This is a genomic window from Paracoccus maritimus (genome assembly GCF_025195095.1).
In the GTDB taxonomy this organism is placed as follows: Bacteria; Pseudomonadota; Alphaproteobacteria; order Rhodobacterales; family Rhodobacteraceae; genus Paracoccus; species Paracoccus maritimus.
The window spans coordinates 435,702-456,174 of record NZ_JANAVZ010000001.1 but is presented as its reverse complement, the minus strand read 5'-3'; the positions used below and the strand labels follow the sequence as shown (position 1 = coordinate 456,174).

General features: G+C 64.0%; 17 protein-coding genes. 5 read left to right on the top strand and 12 right to left on the bottom strand.

The window, feature by feature from the left end:
* Positions 1-67: 67 nt before the first annotated feature.
* Together gltA and gltX are read right to left on the bottom strand one after the other, a co-directional pair.
* On the bottom strand, positions 68-1,360 hold the full coding sequence (gene gltA, locus MU516_RS02150; protein ID WP_260275547.1) for a citrate synthase: 1,293 nt from the start codon (positions 1,358-1,360) through the stop codon (positions 68-70).
* A 78-nt stretch (positions 1,361-1,438) separates the two neighbouring features.
* Positions 1,439-2,836 (bottom strand): glutamate--tRNA ligase, encoded by a 1,398-nt coding sequence (gene gltX / locus MU516_RS02145; RefSeq protein WP_260275546.1) that lies wholly within the window; start codon positions 2,834-2,836, stop codon positions 1,439-1,441.
* A gap of 115 nt (positions 2,837-2,951) precedes the next feature.
* On the opposite strand from gltX, the gene MU516_RS02140 reads away from it, so the two are divergent.
* Positions 2,952-5,171, top strand: coding sequence for a ComEC/Rec2 family competence protein (locus tag MU516_RS02140; RefSeq protein WP_260275545.1), 2,220 nt, complete (start codon positions 2,952-2,954; stop codon positions 5,169-5,171).
* A gap of 36 nt (positions 5,172-5,207) precedes the next feature.
* Here the strand turns inward: MU516_RS02140 and MU516_RS02135 are convergent, their stop codons facing one another.
* Positions 5,208-6,572 carry an aminotransferase gene (locus MU516_RS02135; RefSeq protein ID WP_425606793.1) on the bottom strand — a complete coding sequence of 455 codons (1,365 nt, stop codon included), beginning with the start codon at positions 6,570-6,572 and terminating at the stop codon, positions 5,208-5,210.
* A 192-nt stretch (positions 6,573-6,764) separates the two neighbouring features.
* On the opposite strand from MU516_RS02135, the gene MU516_RS02130 reads away from it, so the two are divergent.
* Positions 6,765-7,220 (top strand): DUF2380 domain-containing protein, encoded by a 456-nt coding sequence (locus MU516_RS02130; protein ID WP_260275543.1) that lies wholly within the window; start codon positions 6,765-6,767, stop codon positions 7,218-7,220.
* 94 nt (positions 7,221-7,314) lie between these two features.
* Complete coding sequence (miaB, locus tag MU516_RS02125) at positions 7,315-8,649, top strand: tRNA (N6-isopentenyl adenosine(37)-C2)-methylthiotransferase MiaB (RefSeq protein WP_260275542.1); 1,335 nt, start codon at positions 7,315-7,317, stop codon at positions 8,647-8,649.
* Positions 8,650-8,879: 230 nt separating this feature from the next.
* On the opposite strand, the gene ccoP is transcribed toward miaB, so the two are convergent.
* The 4 genes from ccoP to ccoN are packed head-to-tail and all read right to left on the bottom strand — an operon-like array spanning position 8,880 to position 12,440.
* Positions 8,880-9,899: a cytochrome-c oxidase, cbb3-type subunit III gene (ccoP, locus tag MU516_RS02120; RefSeq protein ID WP_260275541.1), complete on the bottom strand. Its 1,020-nt coding sequence runs from the start codon at positions 9,897-9,899 to the stop codon at positions 8,880-8,882.
* Complete coding sequence (locus MU516_RS02115) at positions 9,899-10,087, bottom strand: CcoQ/FixQ family Cbb3-type cytochrome c oxidase assembly chaperone (protein WP_260275540.1); 189 nt, start codon at positions 10,085-10,087, stop codon at positions 9,899-9,901. Before MU516_RS02115 ends, ccoP begins: the two co-directional genes overlap by 1 nt.
* A gap of 10 nt (positions 10,088-10,097) precedes the next feature.
* A complete protein-coding gene (gene ccoO, locus MU516_RS02110; protein WP_209054578.1) occupies positions 10,098-10,823 on the bottom strand; it encodes a cytochrome-c oxidase, cbb3-type subunit II in 726 nt (241 codons plus the stop codon).
* Positions 10,824-10,835: 12 nt separating this feature from the next.
* Entirely contained in the window at positions 10,836-12,440 is a 1,605-nt protein-coding gene (ccoN, locus tag MU516_RS02105; RefSeq protein WP_260275539.1) for a cytochrome-c oxidase, cbb3-type subunit I, read from the bottom strand.
* Between the two features lie 202 nt (positions 12,441-12,642).
* On the opposite strand from ccoN, the gene MU516_RS02100 reads away from it, so the two are divergent.
* Complete coding sequence (locus tag MU516_RS02100) at positions 12,643-13,482, top strand: universal stress protein (protein ID WP_260275538.1); 840 nt, start codon at positions 12,643-12,645, stop codon at positions 13,480-13,482.
* A gap of 203 nt (positions 13,483-13,685) precedes the next feature.
* Here MU516_RS02100 and MU516_RS02095 read toward each other — a convergent pair whose 3' ends face one another.
* On the bottom strand, positions 13,686-13,892 hold the full coding sequence (locus tag MU516_RS02095; RefSeq protein WP_209054581.1) for a cold-shock protein: 207 nt from the start codon (positions 13,890-13,892) through the stop codon (positions 13,686-13,688).
* Between the two features lie 237 nt (positions 13,893-14,129).
* Complete coding sequence (gene fnrL, locus MU516_RS02090) at positions 14,130-14,894, bottom strand: transcriptional regulator FnrL (RefSeq protein ID WP_425606792.1); 765 nt, start codon at positions 14,892-14,894, stop codon at positions 14,130-14,132.
* 35 nt (positions 14,895-14,929) lie between these two features.
* On the opposite strand from fnrL, the gene hemN reads away from it, so the two are divergent.
* The gene (hemN, locus tag MU516_RS02085) at positions 14,930-16,285 is read left to right on the top strand and encodes an oxygen-independent coproporphyrinogen III oxidase (RefSeq protein WP_260275537.1); all 1,356 of its coding nucleotides are present in this window, start codon (positions 14,930-14,932) and stop codon (positions 16,283-16,285) included.
* On the opposite strand, the gene MU516_RS02080 is transcribed toward hemN, so the two are convergent.
* From MU516_RS02080 to MU516_RS02070, 3 genes are all read right to left on the bottom strand, one after another.
* Complete coding sequence (locus MU516_RS02080; RefSeq protein ID WP_260275536.1) at positions 16,282-17,217, bottom strand: cation diffusion facilitator family transporter; 936 nt, start codon at positions 17,215-17,217, stop codon at positions 16,282-16,284. The two genes, hemN and MU516_RS02080, sit on opposite strands and share 4 nt — an antisense overlap.
* Positions 17,217-20,021: a DNA polymerase I gene (gene polA / locus MU516_RS02075; protein WP_260275535.1), complete on the bottom strand. Its 2,805-nt coding sequence runs from the start codon at positions 20,019-20,021 to the stop codon at positions 17,217-17,219. The genes MU516_RS02080 and polA overlap by 1 nt, the downstream gene beginning before the upstream one ends.
* Positions 20,022-20,201: 180 nt before the next feature.
* Positions 20,202-20,390: a zinc-finger domain-containing protein gene (locus MU516_RS02070; RefSeq protein ID WP_209054965.1), complete on the bottom strand. Its 189-nt coding sequence runs from the start codon at positions 20,388-20,390 to the stop codon at positions 20,202-20,204.
* Positions 20,391-20,473 lie beyond the last annotated feature (83 nt).

Here is a 20,473-nt window from a genome sequence, read left to right as displayed (position 1 = left end):
CCCCAGGGCGCGAAAACAAAAGGGGGCCATACGGCCCCCTTTTGCATCAGCATTTGAGACATCAGGTTCAGCGCGCGCTGACATCCACATAATCGCGCTTGTCCGACCCGACATAAAGCTGGCGCGGACGACCGATCTTGTTCTGCGGATCGCTGATCATCTCTTTCCACTGTGCAATCCAGCCCACCGTGCGGGACAGCGCGAAGATCGGCGTGAACATCGAGGTCGGAAACCCCATCGCTTCCAGGATGATGCCCGAGTAGAAGTCGACATTCGGATACAGCTTCTTCGAGACGAAATATTCGTCCTCGAGCGCGATCTTTTCCAGCTCCTTGGCGACCTGCAGCGTGGGGTTGTCATGGATCCCAAGCAGATCCAGAACCTCGTCCGCCGATTCCTTCATCACCTTCGCCCGCGGGTCGAAGTTCTTGTAGACACGGTGTCCAAAGCCCATCAGGCGGAAGGGATCGTCCTTGTCCTTGGCGCGGGCGATATATTCGGGGATGTTTTCCACGCTGCCGATCTGACGCAGCATTTCCAGACATGCCTGATTGGCGCCGCCATGCGCCGGCCCCCACAGACAGGCGATGCCCGCCGCGATGCAGGCGAACGGGTTCGCCCCCGACGATCCCGCCAGACGCACGGTCGAGGTCGAGGCGTTCTGTTCGTGATCCGCATGCAGGGTAAAGATGCGGTCCATCGCCTTGGCCAGCGCCGGATCGACCTTGTATTTCTCAGCCGGGACCGAGAAGCACATGTTCAGAAAATTCGACGCGTAATCCAGTTCGTTGTCGGGATACACGAAGGGCTGACCGATCGAGTACTTATAGGCCATCGCGGCGATGGTGGGCAGCTTGGCGATCAGGCGGATCGAGGCAACCTCGCGCTGCCACGGATCACCGATATCCGTCGAATCGTGATAGAAGGCCGACATGGCGCCCACGACACCGACCATGGTCGCCATCGGATGCGCATCCCGACGGAAGCCACGGAAGAAATTGTGCATCTGTTCATGCACCATCGTGTGGCGGGTCACACGGCCTTCGAAATCGGTCAGTTGCTCGGCCGAGGGAAGCTCACCGTACAGCAGCAGATAACAGACTTCCAGATAGTGCGACTTGTCGGCCAGCTGTTCGATCGGATACCCGCGATACCACAACTCGCCCTTGTCACCATCGATATAGGTGATCGTCGAATCGCAGCTGGCTGTCGAGGTGAAGCCCGGATCATAGGTAAACACACCCGCCTGCCCATACAGCTTGCGAATGTCCAGAACATCCGGCCCGGCAGTCGGGCTGAGGATCGGCAGCCCGAACTCGGCATCTCCGACTAGCAACTTGGCGGTCTTGTTATCGGCCATCCAAAACGTCCTTTCCGGCTGAGCCGGGTCGATCACAAGGAAATGCTTGGGAACGACCCTGGCATGTGACGGCAGGCCTCAGCCTGCCAATTCCGTCTGGTCCTGAAGCCGGGCCAGCGATTCCTCGCGGCCTAGCGCCGTCATCATGTCGAACACGCTGGGGGTCGCGGTGCGCCCGGCCAGAGCGGCGCGCAGGGGCCCCGCAAGCTTGCCCAACCCGACGCCGTTCTCCTCGGCGACCTGCTTGGCCGCCTGCTCCAGCTCGTCTCGCGTCCAGCTAGCATGCTGCACCGCGGCAGTCAATGATTTCAGCATACCACGGGATACCGTGTCCAGATTTTTCGCCGCCTTCTCGTCCACATCGACGGGTCGTTCGACCAGTGCAAATCGCGCCTGATCCAGCAGTTGCGGCAGGGTCCGGGCCTTTTCCTTCAATGCCGGCAGCGCCGGCACAAGCCGTTGTTTCTGCGTGGCGGAAAGAGGCTGACCATCCGTTTCGGAGAGGTACAGTTCCAGCGCGGCCAGCAAGGCGGCGTCGTCCATCAGGCCGATATGATGTCCGCTGACATGTTCCAGCTTCTTGAAATCAAGACGGGCAGGCGCGCGCCCAATCCCTGACAGATCGAACCACTCGCGGGCCTGGGCATCGTCGAACAACTCGTCGTCGCCATGGCTCCAGCCAAGCCGTGCCAGATAGTTGCGCATGGCGGCGGCGGGATATCCCAGCGCCGCGAATTCGTGCAGCCCGACCGCTCCGTGCCGCTTGGACAGTTTCTTGCCGTCTTCGCCGTGGATCAGCGGGATATGGGCAAAGACCGGGCGCGGCCAGCCCATCGCGTCATAGATCTGGATCTGCCGGGCTGTGTTGGTCAGGTGGTCGTCGCCACGGATCACATGGGTCACGCCCATATCGTGATCGTCCACCACCACCGCCAGCATGTAGGTCGGCGTGCCGTCGCTGCGCAGCAGGACCATATCGTCCAGCTGATCATTTGCGACCCGGACCTGACCCTGCACCGCATCCTCGATCACCGTCTCGCCGCTGCGGGGTGCCTTAAGCCGGATCGCAAAGGGCGTGTCGGGCAGCTCAGTCGCGTCACGCCACGGGCTTTTGAACGGCTCGCGGGGATGCGCCTCGCGCCAAGCCGCGATTTCCTCGGTCGTCGAAAAGCACTTGTACGCCGCGCCCGCCGCCAGCATCTCGCGGGCCACCTCGGCGTGGCGTTCCTTGCGCGCGAACTGGCTGAGCGGCTCGTCATCCCAGTCCAGCCCCAGCCATTCCAGCCCCTTCAGGATCGCCGACGTCGCCTCGGCGGTCGAGCGCGCGCGATCTGTATCTTCGATCCGCAGCAGGAACTTCCCGCCCCGGCCACGCGCATACAGCCAGTTGAACAGCGCCGTCCGCGCCCCGCCGATATGCAGGTATCCGGTGGGTGACGGGGCAAAGCGGGTGACGATCTGGGCTTGGTCGTTCATGCGGGCCTTCCTGGTCGCGAATTCCGGGTCGGGCAGAACCGCGTTAACGCTTTGGTAAGCAGGTCGTGCCATGGTCGTGACGTAGAGATAGAGAAGCCCCTCAGAAAGGACAAGAATGACCGCCCCGGCCGGCAGCAGGTCAGTCCTGCCCGCAGCCACCACGGCGACAGCCGCGATGACGCCGCTGCCGGGATTTGCTCCGTCCCGTCAGCGCGCGGCACAGCCAGCGGCCGTCCGCCCTGCCCGCCCGGCCGCAGCAGGCCGGGCGGGACAGTTCGCGTGGGTCCCGGTCTGCCTGGCGGTCGGCATCGCGATCTGGTTCGTGCTGCCGGCGCGGCCCCTACTGTTCCAGTGGCTGGCCCTTGCTACGGTCGCAACCGTATCGCTTGGGCTGGCGCGCGCCGCGCTTCCGCTTGCCGAGGCCGGGCGCATCGGCTGGCAGGCGGCCGATGGCGCAAGACTGATCGGCCTGGCGCTGGCGCTGATTGCTGCCGGGATCGGCCTTGCCGGGCTGCGATCCGCTCAGGTCGCGGCACCGGTTCTGGAATGGCGCTACTATGGACCGATCGAGGGGCGGCTGGTCCAGATCGACCGTTCGGCCCGCGACCGGATCCGGCTAACGCTGGACCGCGTGGTGCTGCGCGACCTGGCGCCCGACCGCACGCCGGGCCGGGTTCGACTGTCGCTTATGGATGCGGCGGCGGATGCGCTGCCCGATCTGGGTCAGCGGGTCATGCTGACCGGCCATCTGGGACCGCCGCCGGGACCGGCCGCGCCCGGCAGCTTCGATTTTCGCCAGCACGCGTGGTTCGAAGGACTTGGTGCCGTCGGCTACAGCCGCACCCCGATCATGGCAGTCGGACCGCCGCAGGGCGGAATCTGGGGAATGCATCGCGCGCGCATGGCGATCAGCGCCGCGATCCAGACCCGCATCGGCGGACAAAACGGCGCGGTGGCCGCCGCGCTGATGACCGGCGACCGATCTGGCATCGAGGAAGCCACGAACGAGACGATGCGCGCGTCGAACCTGTATCACATCATTTCGATCTCGGGCCTGCACATGAGCATGCTGGCGGGCTTTGTCTATGCCGCATTGCGGCTGGCGCTTGTGCTGGCGCAGGGGCTGGGCGCCCCGCTGCCCCAGGCGGTGCACAAACTGGCCGCGTTCGGTGCGCTGGCGGCGGCTGCGGGCTATCTGTGGCTGTCGGGCGGCGGTGTCGCGACCGAGCGTGCCTTTGTCATGGTGGCGGTGATGCTGTGCGCGATCCTTGCCGACCGCCGGGCGATATCGCTGAGGACGGTGGCGCTGGCGGCGACGATCATCCTGATCTACAGCCCCGAGGCTTTGACATCGCCCGGTTTCCAGATGAGCTTTGCCGCCACGGTCGCGCTGATCCTGACCTATGGTCCTTGGTCGCGGATCTCTCCGCATCTGCCGTTCTGGCTGCGGCCGGTCATGATGCTGCTGATCTCGTCTTTCGTGGCGGCGATGGCGACGTCGCCGATTGCCGCGGCGCATTTCAACCGGATGGCCCAATACGGGCTTCTGGCGAATCTTCTGGCCGTTCCGGTGATGGGCACGCTTGTCATGCCGGCGGGGGTGATCGGCGCGGTTCTTGCCCCCATCGGACTGGCCGGGCCGGCATTGTGGGTGATGGGCGTTGGCACGGACTGGATGCTGCGCGTGGCCGAATTCGTCGCGGGGCTGGACGGCGCAGTCAGCGCGATCGCCTTGCCGCCTGCGCCTGTCCTGCCGCTGATCGGTTTCGGCGCCGTGCTGGCAGTGCTGTGCTGGCGACCGGGCAGCGGGCATCACCGTCTTTCCCCCATGACGGCGGGATTCGCCGCCGGTCTGGCCATGCTGGGCGCTGCGCTGGCATTGTGGCTGTCCGCATCGCGACCTAGCATCCTGATCGCACCCGAAGGCGAGGCGGTCGGCCTGATGACCGCGCAAGGGCGCGCGATATCGAAACCCGCCGGTGGCGCCTTCGTGGTCAGTTCCTGGCTGCTTGAGGATGGCGATACGGCAACGCAGGCCGCCGCTGCCGCCAGACCGGCGTGGTCGGGCGACGCACGAGACCGCCGGGCCGATTTGCCGCATGGCTGGCAGATCCTGCATTTCACCGGCAAAGGGTCAGGCGCGCGTGCCGCCGCGGCATGCCAGCCACGTCATATCGTCGTCGTCAACGAGGCTTTGCCCCCGACTGGCACCCCCGCGTCATGCCTGATCTTCGACCTGCGCCACCTGCGCAAGACAGGTGCCGTCGCCATCGACATGACGCCCGATGGGCCCGACATTGCCACCGTAACGGAACGTCACCGCGACTTGCGGTGACGCCATGCCAGCGCCGCGAGGCGTGCCCCGCTGCGATCAGGCGACCTCGGCAAAGACTTTGTTCAGCGCCTGTTCCAGCTTGTCGAACATCTCGTCCATCTGATCCTCGGTCAGCACGAAGGGCGGACACAACACGATCGACTGCCCCAGCGGGCGGCAGATCAGCCCCAGATCCGTGCAGGTGTTGGCGATGCGTTCGCTGACCGACAGATCCCCGTCAAAGGGGGTTTTGGTCGCCTTGTCCTTGACCGCCTCAAGTGCCCACATGAAGCCGATTCCGCGCAGTTCGCCGATATGATCGCTGCGATCCATGATCGCCCGCAACCCCGCCTCCATGCGCGGGGCAAGCCGCTGCACGTTCTCGGCGAGGCCCTCGTTCATCACCACGTCGATGGCCTTCAGCGCGATGGCGCAACCGACCGGATGGCCCGAGGCGGTGAAGCCATGCGGAAATTCCTCGATCTTCTCGATGGCGGCCTGCAGGCGTTCGGACAGATCCGGCCCCAGGATCACCGCGCCCATCGGGAACAGACCGGCGGTCAGGTTCTTTGAACTGATGATCGCATCCGGCGTGAAGTCATAGGTCTGGCACCCCCAGGTGTTGCCGGTCCGGCCGAAGCCGCAGATCACCTCGTCCGAGATCATCGGGATGTCGTGCTTCTTGAGAATCGGCAGGATCGCCTGGAAATAGCCGGTGGACGGCGGAATGACCCCACCTGCCCCCATGACCGGCTCGGCGAAGAAGCCGGCGATGGTGTCGGCACCCTCGCGTTCGATGGTTTCTTCCAGTTCGCGCGCCATGCGGGCGGTGAATTCGTCTTCGGTCTCACCCTCTTTGCCATTGCGCCAGTAATGCGGGCAGGTCAGGTGGATGAACCCGTCAAGCGGCAGGCCGAACACCTCGTTATAGGGCTTGCCGGTCATGCTGGCCGACACCACCGTCACACCGTGATAGGCATTCACACGGGTCAGGATCTTGCGCTTTTGCGGATTTCCCTCGCTGGCGTGCAGGAACCACAGCATCTTGACCATGGTGTCGTTCGCCTCGGACCCCGAGTTGGTATAGAAAACCTTGCCATTCGGGAACGGAGAGACCTCGACCAGCTTTTCCGACAGCATGACGGTCTGATCCGACATCCGCCCAAAGAACGCATGATAGCCGGGGAACTTGTCGTACTGGGCCTTTGCGGCCTCGGCCAGGCCCTTGTGATCGAAACCCGCGACCATGTTCCACAGCCCGGAATTGGCATCCAGATAACGCCTGCCGTTCACATCGACGACATAAGGCCCTTCGCCATGGGTCAGCACGACGGCGCCGCGCTTATGCACGCTTGGCAGGTCGGTAAAGCCATACAGCGAATATTCGTCGGCGCGGGCTTCCCAGCTTTGCGGTTTGTTCATCGTCATGCCTCCGTGGACGGATCTGAAGGCAAGCTAGCCGCGCCGCGAGAGGCGTTCAATGGGCGGCTTTCCCGCGCACACAAATTGCCAGCGTCCTGGCCGGTTTCGCGCCGGATCGCCCGTCGGACCAGACGAATTGCCGATTGCACGCCGCGGTCGGACCCGACTACGCTGGTGGGCAAGAGGTGAGATATGCGTAACGTCATCGCTGCGATGCTGCTTGCCGCCCTGCCCGCAACCACAGGGGCGCAGCAGGTCGGCATCCTGCCAGTCAAGCTGCTGGACACGTCCAGAGAGGCCCGCGATCAGCAGCAGGATCATCAGCGACGCATGGACATCCTGGCCGAGACGCTGCTGAGCGAGATCGACGGCGCGTCGCTGATCGCTGCCGATGCCGTGGCGACCTGTTCGCCCGAAACGACCGAATGCCTGCTGGGACTGGCGCGCGACAGCGGTGATGATCAGGCGCTGTTCATCGTCGCGCAGAAGACCAGCACACTGATCCTGCAATTGTTCGCCAATCTGGTCGACACCGAAAGCGGTGACCTGATCCTTAGCCGCAACCTGAATTTCCGCGGCGACAACGACGAGGCCTGGCGCCGCGCGGGCCGGTTTCTTGCCCGCCAGATGCGCGAGGCGGGCGAATGACCCCCTGACATTGCAGCGGCGCGGCTGATCCGGCTTCGCCTTTGCAATACCCGTGTTTTACTGTATCAGCGCGCGAACCCCAAGGACAGCGCCGATGACCGACGAAACCAGCACCACGGCTGTGAAAAAACTTTTCATCAAGACCTATGGCTGTCAGATGAACGTCTATGACAGCCAGCGCATGGCCGAGGCCATGGGCGCCGAAGGCTATGTCCTGACCGAGGATCAGGCCCAGGCGGACATGGTGCTGCTGAATACCTGCCATATCCGCGAGAAGGCAGCTGAAAAGCTGTACTCCGATCTGGGCCGCCTGAAGACGCTGAAAGCGGACAGGCCGGACATGAAGATCGGCGTCGCGGGCTGCGTGGCGCAGGCCGAGGGCGAAGAGATCATCCGCCGGATGCCGCTGGTGGATCTGGTCGTGGGTCCGCAGACCTATCACCGCCTGCCCGCGATGGTTCGGGGCGAGGCTCCGCGAATCGTCACCGACTTCCCGGAAGAGGACAAGTTCGACCACCTGCCCGCGCCGCGCGCGACGCGACGCGCACCGGCGGCGTTCCTGACCGTGCAGGAAGGTTGCGACAAGTTCTGCGCGTTCTGCGTGGTGCCCTATACCCGCGGGGCCGAGGTCAGCCGCCCGGTCGAACGCATCCTGCGCGAAGCCCGCGATCTGGTGTCGCGTGGCGTGCGTGAGATCACGCTTCTGGGCCAGAACGTCAACGGCTGGCATGGCGCGGGTGAGGACGGGCGCGAATGGGGATTCGGCCGCCTGATCCGTGCCCTTGGGGACATCGACGGGCTGGACCGCATCCGCTATACGACCAGCCATCCCAACGACATGGCCGACGACCTGATCGAGGCGCATCGCGACGTGCCGCAGCTGATGCCCTATCTGCATCTGCCGGTCCAGTCGGGCAGCGACCGGATCCTGAAGGCGATGAACCGAAAGCACACGTCGGACCAGTATCTGCGGCTGATCGACCGCATTCGCGCCGCACGCCCCGACATCATGCTGACCAGCGATTTCATCGTGGGCTTTCCGGGCGAGACCGATCAGGACCATGCCGATACGCTGCGTCTGATCGAACAAGTCGGCTTCGGCAGCGCCTTCAGCTTCAAATATTCACCTCGGCCCGGCACACCCGCCTATGAGCGCCCCGAGATCGATGCCGCGATCGCCGATGCGCGGCTGCAGGAACTGCAGGCCCTGCTGACACGGCAACAGAAGGATGCGCAGGCGGCCATGGTCGGGCGGACGCTTGGCGTGCTGTTCGAGAAAACGGGCCGGATCGCGGGGCAGATGGTCGGGAAATCGGACTATCTGCATTCGGTCTTCGTCGAGGCGCCGGATGCAAGGATCGGCGATCTGGCGCAGGTCCGGATCGTGGAAAGTGCCCCGAACTCGTTGCGCGGCGCACTGGTGGCCTGACCGCCTCGCCGCGGCGGAAGGATATTCCGCCGGCCCCCAGGAACGCGCGAACAATCGGGGACCGGCGTCTTTCGCACGGGCGCTGCCTTGCGAAAGTTCTTAGCCGGAAAACGGAACCTTCGGCCCCGCCCAGGCGATGACTTGTGCGGTCGCCCCCAGGAACGCGCGAACAGGACGGGGACGACCGCTTTCACGCCAAGTGGCAGCGTGAACCGGGTTGATCGGGCGGCTTACTCGCCGCCGCCCAGACCATGAACATATGCCGCGACCGCGCGGATATCGGCCTCGGACAGGCGCGACGACCATGCCGGCATGACGCCGTAAGGGCCTTCCTGTACCATCCGGCGGATCGTTTGCGGGTCGCTGCCATACAGCCAGACAGCATCGGCTAGGTTGGGTGCGCCTTGCGTGCGATCGCCGGTGCCGTCCTCCATGTGGCAGGCCGCGCAGTTGTCCTGAAACACCACCTCGCCCGCAGCTGCCGCCGTCTGGTCGTGCGGCAGATCGGACAGTGACAGGACATAGTCGACCACCTGGTCGATCTGCGTGCCATCCAGCAACTCGTCGCGGCCAAATGCCGGCATCTCGGAATAGCGAGTGTCCGGATCCTGCGGATCGCGAATTCCGTGCTGCAGGGTCAGGTGGATATCCTCCAGCGTGCCCCCCCACAGCCATGCGTTGTCCAGCAGGTTGGGATATCCGCGCGCTCCGCCGGCGCCCGATCCGTGACACTGCGCGCACCATGTTCTGAACACCGCGCCACCCGCATTCGTGGCATAGTTCATCAGTTCGGCATCGCCCGGGATCTGGTCCAGCTCGACCGATGCCAGACGCGTCTGCACGGCTGCGTTGGCCTGATCGAAACGCTGGATCTCGGCCGCGACCTGTTGGCGGGTGTTGGTCCCCAACAGGCCCTGCGTCGCCTGATTGACCAGCGGTATCGCCGGATAGGCGATGACATAGCCGATCGCCCAGATGATCGTCGCATAGAACGTCCACAGCCACCATCGCGGCATCGGGTTGTCATATTCGGTGATGCCGTCCCATTCATGCCCGGTCGAGGGTACCTCGGCCTGCACAGCGACACCGTGGCGACCCTTGCGCCGGTGGCGTGGCGCCTCGGGCGCGCCGGCGTCGCGGCGCGGCGGGATGTCGCCGGTCATCTTGGCTGCATGTTCGGCATCGGCGGCGGCGCGTTCAAGCCCGATCCGATCGTCGCCGTCCGGCGTCTTGTTCTTGTCGTCGGCCATCACCGGCTCTCCTTGTCGTCCGCCTCGGCGGGGCGGGTCTCGTGGCGAAAGATGCTTTCGGCGGCGTCTTTCTGGGCCCTGCGGGCGCCGGGGCGGAACACGAACAGAACGACCCCCACGAAGAACAGTGTCAGCAGCAGCAGCACCCAGCTGTCGGCCAGTTGACGCAGCAAAGAATAGGTTTCCATCTCAGCCTCCTCAGCGCGGCGCATCGGGATTGAAGGTCGAGAAATCGACCATCGTGCCCAGGACCTGAAGATAAGCCACCAGCGCATCCATCTCGGTCACCTGCGGCTGACGGTCGAAATTGCGCTGCTGCGCGCCGGGATAGCGGTCCTGCATTCCTGATGCGTCTGCATTGGGATCGGCCTGCGCCCGGAAATCCTCGACCGCGGCGGCGATCATGTCATCGCTATAGGGCACGCCGACCATGGCATCGGTTTCCAGCCTCTGCGCGACATGCTGCGCGCCGATGATGCGATCCGACAGAAAGCCGTATTTCGGCATGATCGATTCAGGCACCACCGATTGCGGGTCGGTCAGGTGGTCGACATGCCATTCATCCGAATAGCGCCCGCCGACGCGCGCCAGGTCGGGGCCGGTGCGTTTCGAGCCCCACTGAAACGGATGGTCATACATCGATTCGGCCGCAAGGCTGTAATGGCCATAGCGTTCCACCTCGTCCCGCATCGGCCGGATCATCTGGCTGTGGCAGACATAGCAGCCTTCGCGCACATAGATGTCGCGCCCGGTCAGCTCCAGCGGGGTATAGGGACGGACGCCTTCGACCTTTTCGATCGTGTTCTCAAGATAGAACAGCGGCGTGATCTGCACGATGCCGCCGATCGTGACCACCAGGAACGAGAACACCAACAGCAGCGAGGCGTTCTTTTCCAGGATCTTGTGCTTTTCCAGAATTGCCATCGTTCGCCCCCCTTATTCGGCCGGCACGGCGATAGCCGTGTGATACGCCTTGGGTTGTCTCGCGACGGTCGCCCAAAGATTGTAAGCCATGATCAATCCGCCAGCCAAGTACATCACCCCACCCAGCGCGCGGACCACATACATCGGGAACTTGGCGGCCACGGTGTCGGCGAACGCGTTCACAAGGAAGCCCTGGCTGTCGACCTCGCGCCACATCAACCCTTCCATGATCCCGGTCACCCACATCGAGGCGGCGTAGAGAACGATCCCGATCGTCGCGAGCCAGAAATGCCAGCTAACCAGCGACAGGCTGTAAAGCCGTTCGCGTCCCCACAGCCGCGGCACCAGATAGTAAAGCGCGCCAAAGGTGATCATTCCGTTCCAGCCAAGTGCGCCTGAGTGAACATGGCCGATGGTCCAGTCGGTATAATGCGACAAGCTGTTGACGGCCTTGATCGACATCATCGGACCTTCGAAGGTGGACATGCCGTAGAAACCGACGGCCACCACCATCATGCGGATGATCGGATCGGTGCGCAGCTTGTCCCAGGCCCCCGACAAGGTCATCAGGCCGTTGATCATGCCGCCCCAGGACGGCATCCACAGCATGATCGAGAACACCATCCCCAGCGTCGAGGCCCAGTCCGGCAGCGCCGTGTAATGCAGGTGGTGCGGACCCGCCCAGATATACAGGAAGATCAGCGCCCAGAAGTGGATGATCGACAGCTTGTAGCTATAGACCGGACGCTCGGCCTGCTTGGGGATGAAGTAATACATCATTCCCAGAAACCCGGCGGTCAGGAAGAACCCGACGGCGTTGTGGCCATACCACCACTGCACCATCGCGTCCTGAACGCCCGAGAACACCTGCACGGATTTCGAACCGAAGATGCTGACCGGGATGGACAGGTTGTTGACCACGTGCAGCATCGCGATGGTCACGATGAAGGCCAGGTAGAACCAGTTCGCCACATAGATATGCGGCTCTTTCCGCTTGACGATCGTGCCCAGGAAGACGGCCAGATAGACCAGCCAGACGGCGGTCAGCCACCAGTCCACATACCATTCCGGTTCCGCATATTCCTTGGATTGGGTGGCGCCCAGAATATAGCCCGTCGCCGCCAGAACGATCACCAGCTGATAGCCCCAGAACACGAACCAGGCGGCGTTGCCACCCCACAGCCGCGCGGCAGAAGTGCGCTGCACCACGTAGAAAGAGGTCGCGATCAGAGCATTGCCGCCGAAAGCGAAGATCACCGCGCTGGTGTGCAGCGGGCGCAGCTTGCCGAAATTGGTATAGCCCTGCGTCAGGTCGCTGAGGTTGAGGGCGGGAAACGCAAGCTGGAACGCGATCACCACGCCGACCAGAAATCCGACCACCGCCCAGAAGGTCGTGGCGATCACACCGGCCCGAACCACGTCGTCCATGTATTCATTTGGGTTGGGCGGCACGTTCGGTTCATCGATACGGCGAAGCGTCCAGACGAACATCCCCGCAGCGACCAGCATGACGGTCAGCGCGTTGACCATGTAGGCCGGGTCACGCGCCAGATTTGCGCCGATCGCAGCCGCAAGCGCGACCAGCCCAAGCAAGATCAGTTTGACATAATTCCACATGGTTTCCCGTGTCCCGTTCGATGAAGGCCGCACCACGATTGCTGCGAGTCGCGGCACTGGCGCCTGCGCTTCATCGTCAGGCAATACGAAGACTGCGGTCGCGAAACCTTGATCTGCGTCAAACTCGTCGCTTGATTCGGATCAAGGCGTCGTTCGCTCCGACGCGCCAGCGTGTCCGCAACCGAGGTGCAAGGAGGCTGAGATGGCTTACAAGACAATCCTGACCGTGCTGACCGAGAAACGGCAGACACCGCAACTGGACGCGGCGGCCGCATTGGCCGTGCGCGAGGACGCTCATCTGGATATCCTGTGTCTGGGAATCGATCACAGCCAGGCCGGATATTATTTCCCAGGCGGCACCCCCTATGCCTTTCAGGAGGCGATAGATGCCGCGATGGAGCAGGCCGAAACGCTGGAACAGGCCGTGCGCAGGCATCTGGTGTCCGCCGCCGATCTGCGCTGGTCGGTCGATTCGGCCGTCGCGCAAATCGGTGGTATCGCGAACCTGGTCGGAATGCGGGCGCGGTTCTCGGACCTGACCGTGCTGGGGCGTCCTTATGGCGGCGATGCGCCTGGCGATGCCGAGGCGGTGACCGAAGCAGCCCTGTTCGAAGGCGGCTGCCCCGTGCTGATACTGCCCGATACCGGGCTGCCCGACCAACCGCCACGCCGCATTCTGGTGGCCTGGAATCAGTCGGTCGAGGCGCTGGCCGCGGTGCGGCGCGCCCTGCCATTGTTGAAACAGGCCGAAACGGTCGAAATCACCGTCGTCGATCCGCGCCGCGGCGGACCGGAACGGTCCGATCCGGGCGGCGCGCTGACCCAGATGCTGACGCGCCACGGCGTGCGGGCCGAAATAGCCGTGCTGGCACGGACCGCGCCCGCCATTAGTGACGAGTTGATCCGACGGGCCACGGAGATCGACGCCGAGATGATCGTGATGGGCGCCTATGGCCACTCGCGCTTCCGCGAGGCGATCCTGGGCGGCGCGACCCGCAACATGCTGGAAAAGACGAACGTTCCGGTATTCATGGCGCGGTGAACCGCCAACGCCGCAGGATCAGTCCGATGGGCGCAAATCGTGATACCCATCAGGCCGGGCGCAACGCCGCGGCGCCGCCGTCCAGGGCAAGAAGGACCACGATCAATTCATGAAAAAGGGCGGCAAGAATGCCGCCCTTTTCCAAATTCCGGTCATTCAACCGAACGCTGTGTCCCGAAAAATTCGAAACGTCGTTCGATCGATCAGACGAACTGCAGGTTCGACGCCGATTCGCGACCGTCACGGCCGGTTTCGATGTCGAAGGTCACGGCTTGGCCGTCCTGCGGGTGGGGCAGACCCGAGCGCTCGACTGCCGAGATGTGCAGGAACACGTCGCGCTTGCCGTTTTCCGGCTGGATGAAGCCGAAGCCTTTAGTTGCGTTGAACCATTTCACGGTGCCGTTGGCCATCGTGATGTCTCCTTAGAAAATGCCGCCCGCGGAACTGCGGCGGCCCGGCTGGTCAGATCAAACTCGAAGACTGAAGCCGATTAGGGAGACAGATCGAAGCAGAGATAACGTAGCCAAGCCTATATAGGGCGTTCCGCGCGCGTTCGCAACTGGCCAACGCAAATAATGGCCCTATCATGGCTGGCCGGGCCCTAAGCGCGACCGGCAGCACGGCCCCCGGTGACCGATCCCGATGTTTCAGGCGATCCAGCCGCCGTCCGAATCGTCGCCCGATTCCCCGACCAGGCGCTCGAAATCCGGCAACAGGACGCCACGCTTGCCCTGCAATTCGATCACGCCTTCGCGTTTCAAAGCACTGATCTGCCGGCTGACCGTTTCCAGGGTCAGACCAAGATAATCCGCCATTGCCTCGCGGGTCAGGGGCAATTCGATCGTCATCTGCCCGCCCGGCTTGCTTTCCTGCAGCGACGCTTCGCGACGCGCGACGATCGCGATGAACGATGCGATCTTTTCCCGCGCGGTCTTCCGGCCAAGCAGCAGCATCCATTCACGCGCCGCGTCCAGTTCGTCCAGCGTCATCTCAAGCAGGCGTTGCGACAGATGCGGCATCGCCGTCATCATGTCGTCAAACGGCTTGCGCCGGAAACAGCACAGCACGACCCGGCTGATCGCGACCGCATCATAGGCGGCGCGATCCCGCCCCGGACGCCCCAGGAAATCGCTTGGCAGCAAAAGGCCGACCATCTGCGTCCGTCCGTCCTCCAGCGTCTGGGTCAGCGTTGCGACACCGCTGACGACCGAGGCGACGAAATCCATCCGGTCGCCGCCCCAGACGATCGGCTGACCGGGCTCGAAACTGCGATAGAACTTGATCTCTTCCAGCCGCGACAACTCGTCGGCTTCGCACCGCGCGCAGACGGCGCGGTAACGAATCGGGCACTCGTCGCAGGTGGTCGAGGCCTTCGTATCCGCTGGAACCTTGATATGCTTGATCTGGGTCAATGCTTGCGCGCTCATGTTGATGAAATGATACGTGCATGAGCACCATTTCGCAACTGAGACGACTGGGACTGTTTGACGCGCGCGCGCCGCGCTACACCAGCTATCCCCCCGCAACGCAGTTTTCGGCGGCCGTGGATTCGGCGCGAGTCGCCGGCTGGATCGACGCGGTTCCGGCGGGTTCCCAGATCTCGCTATACATCCATGTGCCGTTCTGCCGCAGGCTGTGCTGGTTCTGCGCCTGCCGCACGCAAGGCACGCAGAACCTTGATCCGGTTCACGCCTATGTCGCGACGCTGCTGACCGAACTGGCCCAGCTTCGCGACACGATGCCCGCAGGTGTCAGGCTGTCGCGGCTGCACTGGGGTGGCGGCACGCCCACATTGCTGCCTGCGAAACTGATACGGCAGCTTGCCGCGGCGATCTTCGACAGCTTCCCGATGGCGGCAGATGGCGAATTTTCGGTCGAGATCGACCCGGCCGAAATCGACGCGCCCCGCATGGCCGCGCTGGCCGAGGCAGGCATGAACCGCGCCTCGATCGGCATTCAGGATTTCGATCCGCTGATCCAGAAGACCATCGGACGCGATCAAAGCTTTCAGGTGACGGCCAGTGCGGTGCGATTGATCCGCAGCCACGGGATCGCCAGCCTGAATGCCGACATCCTTTACGGCCTGCCCCATCAGGATCTCGTGCGAATCTCTGACACCGTGCAGAAGGTCATGGCGCTGGGGCCCGACCGGATCGCGCTGTACGGCTATGCCCATGTGCCGTGGATGTCGAAACGTCAGGTGATGATCCCTGACCATGCCCTGCCCGACAATGAGACGCGGCTTGCCCTGTTCGATACGGCGCGCCGGCTGCTTCACGCCGACGGCTTCCTGAGCATCGGAATAGATCATTTCGCCCGTCCCACGGATGGGCTGGCCCGGGCGCGCGACCAACGGCGCCTGCGCCGGAACTTTCAGGGATATACCGATGATCGCGCCGAGCTGCTGATCGGATTGGGCGCATCCTCGATTTCGCGCTATCCGCAGGGTTATGCGCAGAACATCCCGGGCACCGGGGCCTATACGGCGGCAGTGCGTGCCGGCCGGCTGCCCGTGGCGCGCGGGCATGTCTTCTCGCCCGAGGATCGTTGGCGCGGACGCATGATCGAGACGCTGATGTGCGATTTCCGCGTCGATACCGCGGAAATGATGCGCGATCACGCGCTGTCTGCAGCGACGCTGCAAGACATTTTCCTGCCCATCGCCTCCCGTTTCGGCGGCATGGTCCGACTGGACGACGCGGGCTTTGCGATCCTGCCCGAAGGCCGTCCCCTGACGCGCCTGATCGCGCAGGCGCTGGACGGCTATGCCGCCACCGCCGGCAACCATTCCCCCGCCGTCTAGGACGCCTGGTCGCGCGCCGTCACCGCATCGTCGGCACAGGCATCGGGCTTCTCGATCTCGATCGTGGCGTGACCGACATCGAAATCGCGTCGCAGCACGTCCTTGGCGCGCAGCGTGATCTCCGCGAAATCGCCTGTCGCCACCACCAGATGAACCGAGGCGGCGCTGCGGCGTTCGTCGATCTGCCACAGATGCAGGTGATGGGCGTCATCGACGCCCGGCAGGTCGCGCAGCGCCGCGATTACGCGCGAAGGATCGCTGCCCTGTGGCGCGGCCAGCATCAGCATCCGGAACACCGGCCCGATCTCCAGCGCGATATGCCACAGGATCACCACGGAAATGGCCAGCGTCAGGATCGGGTCTGCCAGATTCCAGCCGAATGCCCAGATCAGCGCGCCGCCCAGGATCACCGCGACCGAAACGCCCGCATCGGCCAAGTTGTGCAGGAATGCCGCGCGGATATTCACGCTGTCCTTCGACAGCCGGAAGACCAGCGCGGCAGTCGCCAGATCGACGATCAGCGCAAATCCGGCCAGCGCCATGACCAGCCCGCCCGCCACCTGCGGCGGATCGGCCAGCCGTCCGAACGCCTCGATCGCCAGCCAGACCGACACGGCGATCAACGCCAGATAGTTGACGAAGGCCGCCACGATCTCGGCCCGGCCCCAGCCGAAGCTGAAATCGGGCGTCGCGGCACGACGCGCCAGACGGCGGGCACCGAAGGCCAGCACCAACGCCAGCGCATCCGACAGGTTGTGAACGCCGTCCGCAATCAACGCGGTCGAATCGGCGATCAGCCCGCCGAAGATCTGGGCCGCCGTCAGCGCCAGATTGACCGCAACCGCCCAGCCGATCGCGCCGTCACCGCCAAATGCATGGTGGTGGTGATGCCCGTGTGCGTGGCCATGTGCGTGGCCGTGCGAATGTCCCATCAATGCGCCTCGGCCCAGTTTGCCCCGCTGCCCGCATCAACATCCAGGGGAACCGACAGTTGCACGGCCGGTGCGGCGGCGTTTTCCATCACCCCGCGCGCGACCGCGATCAGGTCATCCACGGCGGCGTCTTCGACCTCGAAGACCAGTTCGTCATGGACCTGCAGCAGCATTCGTGCCGGCAGGTCGCGGATCGCTTCGGGCATGCGGATCATCGCGCGCCGGATGATATCTGCCGCAGCGCCCTGGATCGGCGCGTTGATTGCCGCGCGGCGCGCCCCGCCGGCAGCCGGCCCGGACTGGTTGATGCCGGGCGTATTGATCCGGCGCCCGAACAGCGTCGTGACGAAACCGGCCTCTTTCGCGTCTGCCACGGTCTTGTCCATATAGTCCCGGATTTCCGGGAAGCGTTCGAAATAGGTGTTGATGAAGTCCTGCGCCTCGGCACGCGGGATGCGAAGATTGCGCGACAGGCCATAGCCCGAGATCCCGTAGATCACCCCGAAATTGATCGCCTTGGCCTGACGGCGGATCATCGGGTCCATCCCCTCGACCGGAACGCCGAACATCTGGCTGGCGGTCATCGCGTGAATGTCGATGCCGTCCTTGAAAGCCTGTTTCAGCGCCGGAATTTCCGCGACATGCGCCAGGATCCGCAATTCGATCTGGCTATAGTCCAGGCTGACCAGCCGATGTCCCGGCGCGGCGACGAACGCCTCGCGGATGCGGCGGCCTTCCTCGCTGCGCACCGGGATGTTCTGCAGGTTCGGATCGGTCGAGGCCAGCCGACCGGTCTGCGCCCCGGCGATGGAATAGCTGGTATGAACCCTCCCCGTCTCGGGGTGCACATAGGTCGGCAACGCGTCGGTATAGGTGGATTTCAGCTTGGCTGTCTGACGCCAGTCCAGAACGCGTGCCGGCAGATCATGTTCGACGGCCAGATCCTCCAGAACATCGGCGCTGGTCGAATAGGCACCGGTCTTGCCCTGCTTGCCGCCTTCCAGCCCCATCTTCTCGAACAGGATCTCGCCCAGTTGCTTGGGGCTGCCGACATTGAATTTCTCGCCCGCAAGCTGGTGAATCTCATCCTCAAGCTGCGCCATTTTCTGGGCAAAGGCGTTCGACATCCGTTTCAGATGTTCGCCATCTACTCGAATTCCGGCCATTTCCATATCGGCCAGAACGGGCACCATCGGGCGTTCCAGCGTCTCATAGACGGTCGTCACCTTCTCGGACGGCAGCATCGGGGCAAAATGCTGCCACAGGCGCAACGTGACCTCGGCATCCTCGGCGGCATAGGGCGTGGCCTTGTCGATCGCGACCTGCGCGAAACCGATCTGCGACTTGCCGCTGCCGATCAGCTCCTTGATCGGGATGCATCTGTGGCCCAGGTAACGCTCGGCCAGTTCGTCCATACCGTGATTATGCGTGCCGGCGTTCAGCGCATAGGACATCAGCATCGTGTCGGCGATCGGTGCCATGCGGATGCCGTGCCGGGCCAGGATCTTCCAGTCATACTTGACGTTCTGGCCGATCTTCAGGATGGCCGCGTCCTCCAGCACCGGCCGCAGCGCCTTCAGGACCTCATCCATCGGCAGCTGCCCGTCGACCAGCGCGGCCGCGCCGAACAGGTCGTCACTGCCTGCGACATGGCCAATCGGGATATAGCAGGCGTGACCCGCATGGACCGACAAAGAGATACCGACCAGATCGGCCTGCATCTCATCCAGCCCAGTGGTTTCGGTATCGATGGCGACATGGCCCGCCTCGCGGATCTGCGCGATCCAGCGGTCCAGCGCGTCGCGGTCGCGCACGCAGTCATAGCCCGTCGAATCGATGGCGGGCCGTTCGGGCGCTGCGGGGGCCTCGGATGGTGGGGACGATGTCACGACCGGCGCTTCGGCGCCCAGCTTCTCGGCCACCCGCGCAGTCAGGGTCCGGAACTCCATCTCGGTCAGGAACCCCAGCAGCGCATCCGCGTCCGGATCGCGCACCTCCAGGCTTTGCAGGGTGAAATCCAGCGGCGTCTCGCAATCCAGCTGCACCAGCCGCTTCGAGATGCGGATCTGTTCGGCATGGTCGATCAGGGTCTGGCGACGTTTGGGCTGCTTGATCTCCTCAGCCCGCTCCAGCAGCGTCTCGAGATCGCCGAAATCGTTGATCAGCTGCGACGCGGTCTTGATGCCGATGCCCGGCGCACCTGGCACATTGTCGACCGAATCGCCAGCCAGTGCCTGCACATCCACCACCCGCTCCGGTCCGACACCGAATTTTTCGCGCACCTCGTCGGGACCGATCAGCTTGGCCTTGATCGGATCCAGCATGTCGACGCCGTCGCCGACCAGCTGCATCAGGTCCTTGTCGCTGCTGATGATCGTCACCGCACCGCCGGCGTCGCGCGCCTGACAGGCCAACGTCGCGATGATATCGTCGGCCTCATAGCCCTCGACCTCGATGCACGAGATGTTGAAGGCGCGGGTCGCCTCGCGCGTCAGCGGGAATTGCGGACGCAGATCCTCGGGCGGTTCGGGCCGATTGGCCTTGTAGAGGTCATAGATCTCATTGCGAAAGGTCTTGGCCGAATGATCGAAGATCACCGCCGCATGGGTGGGCGCGTCGCTGCCGCGTTCGTCGGTGACGTATTTCCACAGCATGTTGCAGAACCCGGCAACCGCGCCGACCGGCAGACCGTCGGATTTGCGCGTCAGGGGCGGCAAGGCGTGATAGGCGCGGAAGATGAAGGCCGAGCCGTCGATCAGATGCAGATGGCAGCCCTTGCCGAATTCGGGCGCGTCCTGGGTCATGGAGATCGGTCCTTTCGCGGTGTCGCGGACCGTTCTGGCAGAAAGCCTTGGCCGGCGCAAAGGGGCGCGGCGGCCTGATGCGGGTTCCGGGCGGCGCCAGCCGCCCAGCCTTGGCGATCCCCCTCGATGGGGGTCGACAAGGCTTCGCCGTCGCGGGACGCAACCGGCGTGACGGTGCCTTCAGTGGTCGTCGCCGGCGTGGTCGCGATCGATGACGAAGCGCTTGTCGCAATATCCGCAATCGACAAATCCGGTATCGGGCGAAATCGCCAGCCAGACGCGCGGATGTCCCAGCCCCGCGGCATCGTCCCCGTCGCAGGATACGCGCCACTTCGTGACCACCACCTCTTCCGGCGCGGGCAATTTCAGCTCGGCAAGCTCCTGTCCGGTCGACAGCGGGTTCTCTGGTAGCACATATTCGGTCATGGCTGGCCTTCTTGTGGCGGCTTGCA